Raw genomic sequence first — 13,224 nt, forward strand, 5'->3', positions numbered from 1 at the left:
CTCGATCAGCGAGGGGGGAGGCGTCCATACCATCTCCTGTTCTGGTCGGGACGTGAAGCTTCAGGTCTTCGGCAGCTCGGCCCAATTGGCCGGCAACTTGATCTCCTTCGTGGTGACGCGCGTGTAGCCGGAATCGAGTGTCTTGATCCGGTTGCGCCCCGGGTCGCCCGCGACCAGGATCTCGATGTATTCGGGCCCGGGCATGACCCTCACCGGATCGTCCGGCCCTACGTCGAATTCCGGCGGGAAGGTCCCGAGCTTGATCTTCTCCTCGATCGTGTGGACCTCCGCCATCGTGTACTTCAGCTCGAAGTCCAGGTAGCGGCGCGGCACGGTGGTGTTCTCGCAGATGTAGCGGCGGATGTCGTCCTTCGAGTAGCCCGCATCGGCCAGCACCCTGGCCACCGGCGGCGCAAGCACGAAGACGATGTCGTTGACGAAGCTCGCCGGCCCGCGCTCGGCGAAGAGCGCGAAGGCGGGCTTGCGCAGCGCGTCGCGGCACAGCTGCTTGAGCGCGCACTCCGCCCCGCTCTGGTCGTCACGCGTGTAGGGCGACGGCTGGAAGCCCCAGTTCATCGTCGTGCTGACGGACACCGTGCTCGCGTTGCGGTCGAAGCCCTTCTCCACGTGGTAGGGGTCCCACGGGTTCAGCTCCTCGTTCTCCGCAAAGCAGAAGTTGATCGGGTAGCCGAAGGTGCCCATCTGGTTCTTCGCCGGACGGTAGCCGCCGATGTTGCGGATGATGAGCCCGAGCGCACGGCCGAACGAGGGATTGGCGCCGCGCGAGATCAGCCCCGCCGCATTGTTGAATCCCAGCTCCTTCACGATCGGCCCGTTGAGGAACACATAGGGCGTGATGCCCCAGGTGGTGCCGATGTTGTCGAGGTTGTACTTGTCTTCCTGCAGGGCCTCGACCATCGCGATGAGGATCGGCATGGTCTGCGGCTTGCAGCCCGCCATCACCCCGTTGGCCGCGATGTTCCACGGCGTGGCACGCAGGTTCATCTGCGGCAGCACGGCGACTACCTCGTCGGGCGAGCGGTCGGTGTAGCGCAGGAACTCCTGCACGCGCTCCATCGTGGGCGGGATGACCGGCAAGCCATCGCTCCAGTCCATTTCGTGGAAGTGCGCGTTGATCTCGTCGAAGCTGCCTTCGCAGACGATCTTCTTCGAGTCCCAGTCGGTCGCCTTGCCCAGCGCGCGCGGCTTGATCGGTTTGGTCAGCGCATTGACGATTCGCTCGAACAGCACGTTCTTGATCTTGTCGCGGATCTCGGCATGGTCCACGCCGACCGCGCCCGGGTACTCGACCACGGGCACGTCCGGCACGCCCGCGGCCTTCGCGGAGAGTTGCCCGACCATGTTGAATCCCGGCATCGACACCACCGCCGACGGGATGCCGAGAATCTTTTCTGCTTCTGCTGCCGGCCGCACCGCGGCCGGTGTGCAGGTGCCTCAGCCCCCGTTGCCGGTGATGACGGCGTCGGCCCCCTTGGCCTTCAGTGCCGCGATGATGTCGTTGAGCACCTCGCGCTGGTAGGAGGGCGTGCCCTTGAGCGAGGCGTAGGGAATGTCCGTGTAAGGAACGATCTTCACGTCGGGGAAGCGCTCCTTGAGCAATTCCCGGTAGATGGGAAACATGATGTCGCCCTTGAAGTCCTCGTTCCAGACTTCGGCGACGACCTTGCCGTTGAGGGTGTCCAGCCGCTTGGCCAGGTTCTTCTGCTCGACGGCTTCGGCGCCGATCGGGCTGATGACAGACAGTTTTTCCATCGAGAGGTCCTTTGGGTGGTGTTCTGGTGTCGATGTTAGGAGCAGCACGCGCGAGCGCCTATGAAGGCCCCGGAAAACAGCATTCGCTTTTTCCTGCCTTTGCTACTTCGTCGTGCGCTGCGGCTGCAAGCCGGCCTTCGCGGCGACGCCGCTCCACTTGGCGAGCTGGGCACGCACATAGTCGGTCGCTTCCTGCGGCGAACTCACGGTGGGCGATGTCTTGGCCGGCCCCTCCAGGCGCTCGATGGTGGCCGGCTTGGCCAGCGTCTCGCGGAAGGCCGCATTGAGACGGGCGATCACGTCCTTGGGCGTGCCGCTGGGCGCCAGCACCGCGTACCAGACCGAATCGCCCATGCTGGGGAAGCCGGCCTCGGCCATGGTTGGCACGTCCGGGAGGCTGCGCTCGCGCCTGCTGCCGGTCACGCCCAGGGCCTTGACCTTGCCGGCCTTGATCTGGGCCTCGACCGCCGGCATGGCGATCAGCCCCATCTGCACCTCCCCCGTCATGATCGCGGTGAGCGCCTCCGGCGTGCCCTTGAACGGGACATGCACGATGTCCAGGGAACGTTCGTTCTTGAGCAGCTCACCGGTAAGGTGGCCGATGCTGCCGATGCCGGCCGACGCATAGTTCAGCTTGCCCGGCGTGGACTTCGCGAGGGCGGCGAGTTCGGCCATCGAGTTCACCGGCAGCGAAGGCGGCACGACGAAGACCAGCGACTGCAGGCCCATCAGCGTCACGGCCTCGAAGTCCTTGACGGGGTCGAAGCCCAGCTCCATCAGGCTCGGCAGCACCGAGAAGCTCAGGCTGGCGAGGAAGAGCGTGTAGCCGTCGGGCTTGGCCCTCGCCACGGACTGCGCGCCGATCGAACCGCCCGCGCCGGGCCGGTTGTCGACGATCACCGGCTGGCCGAGCGCGTCCGAGAGGCCTTGCGACACCGCTCGCGCGGTGAGATCGCTGCCGCTGCCGGCCGGGAAGGGCGACACGAGCGTGACGGGACGGCTCGGGAAGCCCTGCGCAACGGCGGGCGCCGAGAGGCAGAAGGCGGTGGCCGCGAGCGCGGCGAGGAAGGTCTTGCGATGCATTGTTGGGCCTTTGATGCCGGGAGGGTTGATCAATCGGTCGAGGTGATGTTCTTTTCTTTCACCAGCTGACCCCAGCGCTTGAATTCTTCACCGACGAACTTGCGGAACGCATCGGAAGAAGCCATGACGGAGGGCACCATGGCGGCCTTCATCAGTTGCGCCCTCACGATGCCGTCGACGTGGCCGGCCAGGGTGTCGGTGATTGCGGGGGCCGCTCCTTTGTACGGAACGTGCACGATTCTTCCGCGGGAAGCCTGGGTCAGCAGTTCGATCGTGAGGTGCGGCAGGCCGCCGTTGCCCGACGAAGAGAGCGACACGTCCTGCGTTTTCGCCAGGTCGAGCAGTTCGCGCAGGGTCTTCACCTTCAGCCGCGGCCCGATGGCGATCGCCTCGGGCGTGAGGCCGACCGTGTTGATCGGGGCGAAGTCGGTGAGCGTGTCGAAGGGAACCTTGCGCAGCGTGTGCGGCGTGATCACGACCGGGCTCGCGCTGGCGGCGAGCAAGGTGTAGCCGTCGGGCGCCGACTTGGCGACGTGGTCCGCGCCGAGCGCGCCGCTGGCGCCGGGCCTGTTCTCGACGATCACCTGCGTGCCGAGCGCCTCGCCCAGCGGCGGCGCGATGATGCGCGCCACGATGTCGTTGGAGCCGCCCGGCGTGTAGCCCACGATGAGCCGGATCGTCCTGGAAGGAAAGTCCGCGGCAAAGGCCGTCGATGGCATCGACGCGACGACGGCACCGGCGAGCCACGCCGTGAGCAGCGCCAGGAAGGGGCGCACGATCGCGCCGCGGAATGGGGAAAGCTTGTGCATGCGGCGCAGTGTAGGAACCGCCCGAGGCACGCACCACTGCGGGTCGCGAACGCTCTTTTCGCAATAACCGAACGAGGTCGAAGCCCACCGCCCCTAGCATGCCGGCATGCGCATCTGGCACCAGAGCTTCACCGACCTCGACGCCTTTGCGCTCTATCGCGACACGCTCGCCGCCCATGCGGCCCAGGTGATGCAGGGCCGGGCGGAAGTCACAACCCGGCTGATCAGGCCTTCACGAGCGCCAGCTGGGCAATCGCGGCCCGCACGGCCGCCTGGCCATCGGCCACCGCATCGGCAAGCGACCCGCCGCAGCCTGCGCGCACGACGCCGGCCGCGAACACGCCGGGCATCGCGGTCTCCGCGCCGTTCACCGCAATGACCGCGCCGCGCTCGTCGCGCCCGATCTCCGCCGGCAGGAACGCCGTCGCCGGCTGGAGCCCGACGAAAGCAAAGAAGCCGCTGCACGGGATGGTCCCGCCATTGACGCGAACGCCTTCGACGCCCTGCGTCCCGAGCACCTCTTCGACCACGCTGTTCCAGTGCACCTGGATGTTGGCCGCCGACCGGACGGCGTCCACCCAGTGCGGCTTCGCGCGAAAAGCGCTGCCGCGATGCACCAGGTGGACCCGGCTGCAGAAGCGCGACAGCACCATCGCCGATTGCAGGGCCGAATCGCCGCCGCCGACTACCACGACCTCCTGGTCCTGGAACATCGGGCCGTCGCAGTCGGCGCAGTGGGAGACGCCCTTGTATTCCAGCTCGGCCTCGCCCGGCACGCCGAGCTTCTTCAGCGCGGCGCCCGAGGCCACGACGACCGCGCGTGCGCGGTGGCGGCCCGCGTCGCTCAGGACCACCAGCGCATCGCCTTCGCGCACGATGCCGCTGGCCACGCCTTCGAGGTTCTCGCCGCCGAGTTCCACCGCATCGGCCATCCACGTGGAGGACAGCTCGGCGCCACTGCCCTCGATCCCGCCCTCGAGTTCATTGACGTTGAGGACGAGGCCGCCGAACATCTGCGCCTCGAGCCACGCGGTGCTGAGGCCGGCCCGCAGGCCCTCGAGTGCCGCGCTGAGGCCGGCCGCGCCGGCGCCGATCACGACGAGGTCGTGCGAAGTGGTGTCGCTCATGGGGATCTTTCTCCTTGGACGGATGATGCGCAAGAGGGTGCGGCAGAAGGACGTGCGCGCAGCACGCGGACATCGGCGACGCGCTGGGTCACGCCCAGCCGATCGAGGGTTTCGAGCACCTGCACCGCCAGCGCGCGGCCGATGCCGGCGCCGTCGCGGAACTTGCCGGCGGTGAATCGCCCGTCCGGCACGGCGTGCGCCACCCCGCGCGCCACCTGGATGAACTCGTCCATGGTGCTGCGCAGGAAGAAGCGGTCGTCGCTCACCCGCGCCGCGTCGCCCGCCTGCGCCTTGCGGTAGAGCATGTCGCGCAGCACGGATTCCTTGGCATGCAGGGCGTCCGCGAGCTGCGGCACGGTGAGTCCGGCAAGACCGGCGCGCTTCAGCACCGGCTCGGCCAGCTGCCAGAGGCGAAGGTGCTCGGGGTTTTCGAGCGGCGCGTCAGTGGGCTTGGGCGCCAGCCGGGCCGCCGCGGCCGCGGCCGTCAGCACCAGCGCCTGCGCGCCCGTGCCGATGCTCGCGAGCCCGGTGTGCTTCAGCAGCTGCGCGAAGGCGCCAGGATCGCGATTGAAGTTGCGCGCAAAGGCAGCCGCGTTCACGCCCGCCGGCATGCAGGCCACCATGGCCTGCAAGACTTCCGGTGCCGAAGGCAATGCAAGCGCCTGCAGTTGCCGCCGCCGCAGTTCGTAGGGCAGACGACGCTGCGCAGGGAACGCGTCCAGAACCCGGCCGCCGCCCACCGTGCGCTGCGCGGACTGGTCGCGCAGGATGAAGCGGTCGCCATGCAGCGCGGAGATCGGCTGGTTCACGATGAGCCGGGCGAACGCATGCGCGCCAGGCTCGACCGACTCGCCGCGGCGCAGCGACACGCGCGCCGTCACGTCGCAGGTGCCCAGGTGCAGATGCACCGGCGTCCAGTGCCGCAGCGCGTGCGCCTCGCCAGGAAGCACCTGCAACGCCACGTCGAGGCGCTGCGTGGGGGCGTGCAGGTCGGCGTGCATCACCCAGTCGCCGCGCTGCACCTGCGAAAGCTCCAGCCGCGCGAGATTGAGCGCGCAGCGTTCGCCGGCTTCGGCACGCTCGGCCGGCTTGCCGTCTTTCTGGATGCCGCGCACGCGCACTTCGCGCCCGCTCGGCGAGAGGACCAGCCGATCGCCGATGCGCACGGCGCCGTCGAACACGGTGCCGGTCACCACCGTGCCGCTGCCGGCGACGGTGAAGGCCCGGTCCACGGCGTAGCGCGAGCGCCGGCCCTCGGCGGCGTCCCGCCGGAGGGAGGAAGCCGCAGCATCGAGTTCGGCCCGCAAGGCGTCGATGCCCTGCCCGCTCACGGCGCAGACGGCCAGTTGCGGCACGCCCTGAAGCGAGGTGCCCGCCAGCAGCGCGCGCGTCTCGCGCGAGACGGCGGCCAGGCGATCGCCATCGACGCGGTCGGCCTTGCTGATGACCGCGATGCCCCGCCCGATGCCAAGCAGGTCGATGATGCTGACGTGCTCGCGCGTCTGCGGCATCACGCCGTCGTCGGCGGCGACCACCACGATCGCGAAATCGACGCCGCACACGCCGGCGAGCATGTTGCGCACGAAGCGCTCGTGCCCCGGCACATCGACAAAGCCAACCATCGCGCCGCCGGGCGCGCGCCAGTAGGCGAAGCCGATGTCGATGGAGATGCCGCGCGCTTTCTCCTGCGGCAGCCGGTCGGTGTCGACGCCGGTGAGCGCCTTCACCAGCGTGGTCTTGCCATGGTCGATGTGGCCGGCGGTCGCGACGATCACGGGCGGTCCCCGGGAAGCTGCAGGTCTGCGAGCTGGCCGGTGAATTGCTGTTCCTGTGCTTCGTCCAGGCAACGCAGGTCCAGCCACAGCGCATCCTCGCGGATACGGCCGATCACCGGCACGGGGAGTCTGCGGAAGGCCGCGGCCAGCGCATCCACCGAAGGACCGCCGCTCGGACCCGCCGGCGACAGGCGCAAGCCGGCGCTGGTCAGGGTGTCCACCGGCAGCGCGCCGCTGCCGATCTGGCTGGCGCACGACACGGATTCGACCTGCGCGGCGCTGCCCACGGCCAACTGCACGGCGCCGCGCAAGCGCGTCGCCTGCGCCGCAATCTCCTGCGGGTCGCGGGTGAGCAGGCGCAGGGTCGGCAGCCGGGTGCGCAGGCGCTCCGGATCGTCGTAGAGCGCGAGCACCGCCTCGAGCGCGGCGAGCCGCACCTTGTCCAGGCGCAGCGCGCGCTTCATCGGGTTCTTGCGGATGCGCGCCACCAGGTCCTTGCGCCCGACGACGATCCCGCACTGCGGGCCGCCGAGCAGCTTGTCGCCGCTGAACGTGACCAGGTCGACGCCGGCGGAGATGGCCTCCCGCGGCGTCGGCTCGTGCGGCAGGCCGAAATCCTCCAGGTCGACCAGCATGCCGCAGCCCAGGTCCTCGATCATGGGCAGCGCGTGCGCATGGGCGATGGCTGCCAGCTTCGCCGCGCCGACTTCGGCGGTGAATCCGCGGATCTCGTAGTTGCTCGCGTGCACTTTCATCAGCGCGCCGGTGCGTTCCGTGATGGCGGATTCGAAATCGCGCGAATGGGTTCGGTTGGTCGTCCCCACCTCCCGCAACACGCAGCCGGCGCTGGCCATGATCTCGGGCACGCGGAAGGCGCCGCCGATCTCGACCAGTTCGCCGCGCGACACCACCACCTCGCGGCCGGCGGCGATGGTGTTGAGCACCAGGTAGACGGCGGCGGCGTTGTTGTTCACGACGACCGCCGCTTCCGCGCCGGTGAGCCGCAACAGCCGCTCTTCCACGTGGCTGTCGCGCTCGCCGCGGCCGGCGCCGTCCACGTCGTATTCCAGGTTGACGGGGCGCGCCATCGCCTGCGTCGCCGCGGCCACCGCTTCTGCCGGATAGAGCGCGCGACCCAGGTTCGTGTGCAGTACGGTGCCCGTGAGATTGAATACCGCCCGCAGCGACGGACGCGCGGCAGCGCTGAGCCGCTCGCGGCATTCCTCGGCGAGCGTCTCTTCGTCCGGCGCGGCAGCCGCGCGCTCCACGGACAGCCTGCGCCGCTGCTCGGCCAGCAGGTTGCGCACGCATTCCAGGACGCGCGCCCGGCCGAACTGGCTGGCCAGCGCCTGGAAGGTGGGCGCCTTCAGCAGCGCATCTACGGCGGGGATGGCGCGGCGCGCCTGGCTGGTCGAGGTCAACATGTCGGAGTCGAGGCGGCCGCGCGCGTTGATGTGAATCTGGCGGAAGAGAGTGGGAGTCGAACCCACACAGGATCGTCAGCGACCCACTCCGGGTTTGAAGTCCGGCCACTCCACCGGGAGTGTTTCCCTTCCAGTCGAGACCCATGCTATTGAAAGTGCGGTGCGCCGCCAACGCACGATTCCCAAAAACACCCTTTGGTTTTCGAGAGCGAAATCTGTGGCAGGCAGATTCGCGATTCGCGAATGCTGTGTTCGCCTGCGTCGGTTGACGCCAGGGCCGCGTCTTCCCACCATGCAGTCTGGGCCGCCCGGGCCCGCTGTAGCGGAGAGCGATATGACCCCAGTCGGGAACGAAGGCTATTTCGAGGCTTACTGGCCACGCGGCGCGCGGCAGGCCCCGCCGAAGGTACTGGCCCCGCGCCTGCCGGGCCTGGCAGGCCGGCGCATCGCGTTCCTGTGGGACTACCTGTTTCGCGGGGACGAGATCTTCGACGTCGTCGAGCGGCAACTCAACCATCGCTTCCAGGGCATGCGCTTCGTCGGCTGGCGCGAGATCGGGAACATCCACGGCGACGACGAGCGCAGGATCGTCGCGGCGCTGCCGGGCCGGCTGAAGGCGCTGGGCGTCGATGCCGTCGTCACGGCGGTAGCGGCCTGAGGGAGCTGCACGCCCGCCGTGTTGCGGGCGAGTGCGGCGTGCGAGGCGGCGGGCATCCCGTCGTCGTCGCTGGTGTCGACCGGCTTCATTGCGCAGGCGAAGGCCACGCGCGCAGGCCTGGGCTACCCCAACCTGCCCTGGGCCACGCTGCCGGGGCATCCAGCGGTGCAGACGCGCGAGCAGCTTCGCGACAACCTGATCGACGTGACCTTGCCGGAGATCATCGACAACCTCACCGGCGCCATCCCGGAGGGCGTGGCTGCCGAGCTCGAGCCCGGCGCGCGCGAGGTCGTGTTTCGCGGCGGCTGGAGCGCGCTCAACCAGCACTTCCTCGAACACGAGTGGAGCGACGGCCTGCCCATCGTGCCGCCGACGCTCGACCGCATCGAGGCCTTCCTGGCGCACACCGGCCGCGCGCCGGATGAAGTGCTGGGAGTGCTGCTGCCCGACTCCCGCGCCGCGACCGTCTGGAACGTCGCGGTGAACGGCGTGATGGCGGGATGCCGCCCGGAGTCCATGCCGGTGCTGGTGGCCCTCGCCGAGGCCATGGCCGACCCGGCCTACGGCGTGGAGCACAGCGGCAACACGCCCGGCGGGGAAACGCTCATCATCCTGAGCGGCCCGGTCATCCGGAAGCTCGGCTTCAACTGCACGCAGGGTGTGATGCGCGACGGCTTCCAGCCGAACACCACGGCCGGACGCTTCTGGCGGCTCTACCTGCGCAACGTCGCGGGCTTTCTGCTCCACAAGACGGACAAGGCCACCTTCGGCAACACGTGGCGCGTGGCGATCGCGGAAAACGAAGAGGCGGTGCGTGCCATCGGCTGGCCGACCTTCGGCGGCGAGCGCGGCCTGGCCGAGGGCGACAGCGCCGTGACCATCGCCCGCTACACCGGCGGCGGCATGGCCTCGTCGATGTCGGGCAGTACACCGGAGGAACTGCTGCCCTACCTCGCCGACGGGCTGGTGAAGCAGAGCTTCTGGCAGATCATGTTCAGCGTCGGTGCCGGCTACGGCATGCTCCGCCCGCTCGCGCTGATCACGCCCATCATTGCCGAGACCATCGCCGCGGCGGGGTGGTCCAAGGCGGACGTGAAGCGCTTCCTGTTCGAGCGCGCCCGCATGCCGGCCTGGGAATTCGAGCGACTCCTGCGCGACTGGACGCGCAAGCCCATCTGGAATCTCGAGGAGGAATCCGCCAAGGGGACCATTCCCGCGGAGGTCTTTGCCGCTTCGTCGGACTCGAACAGGCTCGTGCCCATCGTCTGGGAACCGGAGCACTTCATGATCGTGGTGACCGGCGATCCGCTGCGCACCAGCGGGTACATGTTCGGGCACAACGGGCAGCTCGGCTTCCCGGTGACGAAGCGGATCGAGCTGCTGTCCTGAGGATGCCGGGCGACAGATCGATACCGACTGTTCGTCATTCCGGCTCGATGTTCGCCCCTTTGATCACCGTGCTCCACTTCCTGGCTTCCGCCGCTTGGAACCGAGCCAGCTCTTCGGCGCTGGTGGTCCACGGATCCGTCCCCGTGCTGTCGAAGAACGCCTTGGCGTGCGGGCTGTTGACCGCATCGACGAGCAACTGGCGCAAACGCGCGGCGACCACGGCCGACGTCTTCGCGGGCGCGTAGGCTGCGAACCAGTACCCGATGTCGTAGCCCTTGACCCCTTCTTCTTCAAGCGTTGGCACCTTGGGCAACACCTTCAGTCGTCGCTGGGTCGAGGCGCCCAGCGCACGGAGTTTTCCCGACTCGATCTGCGGGATGCCAGTCACGGTGTCGATCACCATCAGGTCGATCTGGCCACCGAGCAGGTCGGTCAGGGCCTGCGGATTGCTCTTGTACGGCACATAGAGAATGTCCGTCTGGCTGAGTTGCTTGAGCATCTCGCCAGCAACGCGACTCGACGAATTGCCTGCACCGAATGTCAGCTTGCCGGGTTGGGAACGCGCCTTGGCAACGACATCGGCCACGGACCTGTAGGGAGAGGCGGCGGGTACGACCAGCACCTGGCCCCCACGACCCAATGCGGTCAGTGGTGCGAAATCGGCCACCGGGTCGTACGGGAGCTTGCGGTAGAGGTATGGGTTGGCGACCTGTGTCGTATTGGTCGTGATCAGGACGGTATAGCCGTCAGCTGCGCCACGCGCAACAGCTTGCGCCGCGATGAGCCCACCTGCACCACCCCGGTTGTCGACGACGACTGGCTGGCCCGTTTTTTCAGTGAAGGCGACGGCGAGTGCACGTGCCAACTGGTCAGTCGCGCTGCCGGCCGCAAACGGGACGACAAACGTGACGGGCTTCTCGGGAAATCGTGCAGGCTGGGCGGCGGCAAATCCGGCAAGGCTGGCGATCGCAAGCGCGATGGCGGCCCTTCGTTGAATCTTCATGGCTGTCTCCTTTTTTCGGTTCGGTCTTGATGTGCGCTTGCGGCGGTCACTCACCGGGAATTCGCGAGAAACGCGGTCACTGCAGCCTTGTGCTCTTCCCCGCAAAGCAGAATTGCCTGCATCGAAGCAGCCATCTCCAGCGCGGCCGGGAGGTCGCTTCGAGCGGATTCGCGCACGAGCCGCTTGGCCATGCGCAATGCGATCGGCGGCGCCGACGCGACCCTTGCTGCGAGCGCCGCGACCTCATCCGCCAGGCTCTCCTGGGGCACCACGCGCGAAACAATGCCGTGCGCGAGCGCCTCCTTGGCGTCGATGAATTCACTGGTCAACGTCATTTCCATGGCCTTGGCCGGACCGACAAGCCGCGTGAGGAACCAGGCCCCGCCGATGCCCGATACCAGGCCCAGGCGCAGAAAGCTCTCGGCGAACTGCGCGCGCTCTCCCGCGATACGGATGTCGCACATCAGCGCGAGGTCGCACCCGGCACCGATCGCCATTCCGTTGACTTCGGCAATGGTCGGGATCTCGATGGTTGCCAATGCACGGGTCAGGCGATGCAGTGTCGCTTGCAGCCTTTCGCGCACGTCGGCCACCGAACCGGCCATCAGGTCGCTGCCGTCGCGCATGTCCTTGACGTTGCCACCGGTGCAAAAATGCTTTCCGGAACTTCGTATCACCATGCAGTGCACCGACTTGTCAACGGCCGTACGCTCGAGCACCTGTGCGAGCTGCTCCGTCATGGCGACTGTCATTGCGTTGCCCTCTGCGGGCGCGTCGAGCACGACGTTCAGTACGGGGCCGGCCTTTTCAGTGCGTACGAGCGCAGGAGTGGATATCGTGTCAGTCATTGCGGATTGCTGGCCCGGAGGCTGAAGGTTGAGGTGACGGGAATGGCGTGCGCAGGTCATCACAGCCCATGGCGGCAGCCTGGCTGACGGCCCCGCGGGAAACGAGTGCGGCAATCTCGTCGGCCGTGAGGCCGTAGTCGCTCAGGATGCGGGTCGAGTGCTCGCCGAGCATCGGCGGCGGCATGTGGGGCGCACTGATGGTCTGGGCATCGCCCAGCGCAAACCCGGGCATGCGCACGAGGCCCGCCACGGGATGGACTATGCTGGTCTCGACGCCGCTTTGGCAGTATTGCAACGAGCGTGTGACTTCGCTGTAGCTCGCGATCGGCGCACACAGGATGTCGACGGCTTCAAGTTGCTCCATCCAGCTGGGGGTTGACTGCATCCTGAACGATTCCGACAACAACTCGTTCAGCACTGCGCGGTTGTCCACGCGTTGTGCATTCGATGCGAAGCGCGGGTCTTCGAACAGATCGGGGCGCCGCAGCAGCTCGCAAAGGCGACGCCAGCGCTCCGGCTGGTAGGCCGCAACCATGATCCATCCGTCCAGTGTCGGGAAGGCCTCGTTCGGCGATGCGTAGGGCGCTGCGCTGCCTGTCTTCTGCGGTTCATCTCCGCTGGCGAAGAAGAAGGCGAGGCCAAGCTGCTGGAGCATCAGCGTGGCGTTATAGAGGCTGATGTCGATGTGCTGCCCCTGCCCGGTGCGCTCGGCCTTGCGCAGCGCCGCGAGGATTCCGATCGTTGCGAGATATCCGGTCGCCATGTCGGCGATCGGCACCGGCACCTTCGATGGAGGCGAGCCTGCAGTACCCAAGGTACTCATCAGACCGGTAACGGCCTGGATGACCCCATCGACGCCTGGCATGTGGCGCTGCGCGCCCGACTGCCCATACGCGGATATCGAGCAGTAGACGACGCCCGGGTTCAGCTTGGCTACTGCGGCATAGTCCAACCCCAGGCGCTCCATGACGCCAGGCCGGAAGCTCTCGACGATCACATGCGCGCGTGCTGCCATCTTCATCACCGCGTCGCGCGCGCCCTGTTGGCGCAGGTCCACTGCCAGGCCGCGCTTGTTGCGGTTGACACTCAGGAAAGCGACGCTTTCTCCGTTGAGCCAGGGCGGCCCGATGGCGCGGCCCAGTTCACCATCAGGTGACTCCACTTTCACCACGTCGGCGCCCATGTCGGCCAGCATCATCCCGCACACAGGGCCTGCGACCACATGGGAGAAATCGATGACGCGGATGTCCTGGAGCGTGTCTCGTAGCATGATTTTCTTGTCCTGAGCCTCGCGGCCGACTTGGCCTGGCTGCTGAATCGACACGAGCTTAGGAT

Annotated in this window: 10 protein-coding genes, 1 tRNA gene and 1 pseudogene; 1 reads left to right on the forward strand and 11 read right to left on the reverse strand. The window is 67.7% G+C overall.

All coding sequences use genetic code 11. From position 1 onward, the window contains the following. Nucleotides 1-60 precede the first annotated feature (60 nt). The 8 genes and pseudogenes from APY03_RS15260 to APY03_RS41485 form a co-directional block, all read right to left on the reverse strand. A pseudogene (locus tag APY03_RS15260) lies at nt 61-1,443 on the reverse strand (hypothetical protein); the annotation flags it as partial. Between the two features lie 12 nt (nt 1,444-1,455). Beyond that, the gene (locus APY03_RS15265; RefSeq protein WP_068678042.1) at nt 1,456-1,773 is read right to left on the reverse strand and encodes a UGSC family (seleno)protein; all 318 of its coding nucleotides are present in this window, start codon (nt 1,771-1,773) and stop codon (nt 1,456-1,458) included. 102 nt (nt 1,774-1,875) lie between these two features. Beyond that, nucleotides 1,876-2,856 carry a Bug family tripartite tricarboxylate transporter substrate binding protein gene (locus APY03_RS15270; protein WP_068678043.1) on the reverse strand — a complete coding sequence of 327 codons (981 nt, stop codon included), beginning with the start codon at nt 2,854-2,856 and terminating at the stop codon, nt 1,876-1,878. A 29-nt stretch (nt 2,857-2,885) separates the two neighbouring features. Next, nucleotides 2,886-3,665: a Bug family tripartite tricarboxylate transporter substrate binding protein gene (locus APY03_RS15275; RefSeq protein WP_068678044.1), complete on the reverse strand. Its 780-nt coding sequence runs from the start codon at nt 3,663-3,665 to the stop codon at nt 2,886-2,888. Nucleotides 3,666-3,889: 224 nt separating this feature from the next. After that, entirely contained in the window at nt 3,890-4,792 is a 903-nt protein-coding gene (locus APY03_RS15280; protein ID WP_068678045.1) for an NAD(P)/FAD-dependent oxidoreductase, read from the reverse strand. Continuing rightward, nucleotides 4,789-6,567, reverse strand: coding sequence for a selenocysteine-specific translation elongation factor (gene selB, locus APY03_RS15285; protein WP_068678046.1), 1,779 nt, complete (start codon nt 6,565-6,567; stop codon nt 4,789-4,791). Before selB ends, APY03_RS15280 begins: the two co-directional genes overlap by 4 nt. Continuing rightward, the gene (selA, locus tag APY03_RS15290) at nt 6,564-7,991 is read right to left on the reverse strand and encodes an L-seryl-tRNA(Sec) selenium transferase (RefSeq protein WP_068678108.1); all 1,428 of its coding nucleotides are present in this window, start codon (nt 7,989-7,991) and stop codon (nt 6,564-6,566) included. Before selA ends, selB begins: the two co-directional genes overlap by 4 nt. A gap of 37 nt (nt 7,992-8,028) precedes the next feature. Next, nucleotides 8,029-8,123: transfer RNA gene (locus tag APY03_RS41485), tRNA-Sec, on the reverse strand. Between the two features lie 202 nt (nt 8,124-8,325). Between APY03_RS41485 and APY03_RS15300 the strand changes: the two genes are divergently transcribed. Then, a complete protein-coding gene (locus tag APY03_RS15300) occupies nt 8,326-10,038 on the forward strand; it encodes a UGSC family (seleno)protein (protein WP_443082823.1) in 1,713 nt (570 codons plus the stop codon). A gap of 34 nt (nt 10,039-10,072) precedes the next feature. Here APY03_RS15300 and APY03_RS15305 read toward each other — a convergent pair whose 3' ends face one another. The 3 genes from APY03_RS15305 to APY03_RS15315 are packed head-to-tail and all read right to left on the reverse strand — an operon-like array spanning nt 10,073 to nt 13,159. Then, a complete protein-coding gene (locus APY03_RS15305) occupies nt 10,073-11,041 on the reverse strand; it encodes a Bug family tripartite tricarboxylate transporter substrate binding protein (RefSeq protein WP_068678049.1) in 969 nt (322 codons plus the stop codon). Nucleotides 11,042-11,091: 50 nt separating this feature from the next. Continuing rightward, nucleotides 11,092-11,889, reverse strand: a complete 798-nt coding sequence (locus tag APY03_RS15310) for an enoyl-CoA hydratase-related protein (RefSeq protein ID WP_068678050.1) — start codon at nt 11,887-11,889, stop codon at nt 11,092-11,094. Continuing rightward, nucleotides 11,882-13,159 (reverse strand): CaiB/BaiF CoA transferase family protein, encoded by a 1,278-nt coding sequence (locus APY03_RS15315; RefSeq protein WP_068678109.1) that lies wholly within the window; start codon nt 13,157-13,159, stop codon nt 11,882-11,884. The genes APY03_RS15310 and APY03_RS15315 overlap by 8 nt, the downstream gene beginning before the upstream one ends. Nucleotides 13,160-13,224 lie beyond the last annotated feature (65 nt).

The organism is Variovorax sp. WDL1 (assembly GCF_001541225.1).
In the GTDB taxonomy this organism is placed as follows: domain Bacteria; phylum Pseudomonadota; class Gammaproteobacteria; order Burkholderiales; family Burkholderiaceae_C; genus Variovorax.

What these genes read in the sequence shown, in the direction of transcription:
- APY03_RS15265 (WP_068678042.1), bottom strand. Translation starts at nt 1,773, where the DNA reads ATGGAAAAACTGTCTGTCATCAGCCCGATCGGCGCCGAAGCCGTCGAG.
- APY03_RS15270 (WP_068678043.1), bottom strand. Translation starts at nt 2,856, where the DNA reads ATGCATCGCAAGACCTTCCTCGCCGCGCTCGCGGCCACCGCCTTCTGC.
- APY03_RS15275 (WP_068678044.1), bottom strand. Translation starts at nt 3,665, where the DNA reads ATGCACAAGCTTTCCCCATTCCGCGGCGCGATCGTGCGCCCCTTCCTG.
- APY03_RS15280 (WP_068678045.1), bottom strand. Translation starts at nt 4,792, where the DNA reads ATGAGCGACACCACTTCGCACGACCTCGTCGTGATCGGCGCCGGCGCG.
- selA (WP_068678108.1), bottom strand. Translation starts at nt 7,991, where the DNA reads ATGTTGACCTCGACCAGCCAGGCGCGCCGCGCCATCCCCGCCGTAGAT.
- APY03_RS15305 (WP_068678049.1), bottom strand. Translation starts at nt 11,041, where the DNA reads ATGAAGATTCAACGAAGGGCCGCCATCGCGCTTGCGATCGCCAGCCTT.
- APY03_RS15310 (WP_068678050.1), bottom strand. Translation starts at nt 11,889, where the DNA reads ATGACTGACACGATATCCACTCCTGCGCTCGTACGCACTGAAAAGGCC.
- APY03_RS15315 (WP_068678109.1), bottom strand. Translation starts at nt 13,159, where the DNA reads ATGCTACGAGACACGCTCCAGGACATCCGCGTCATCGATTTCTCCCAT.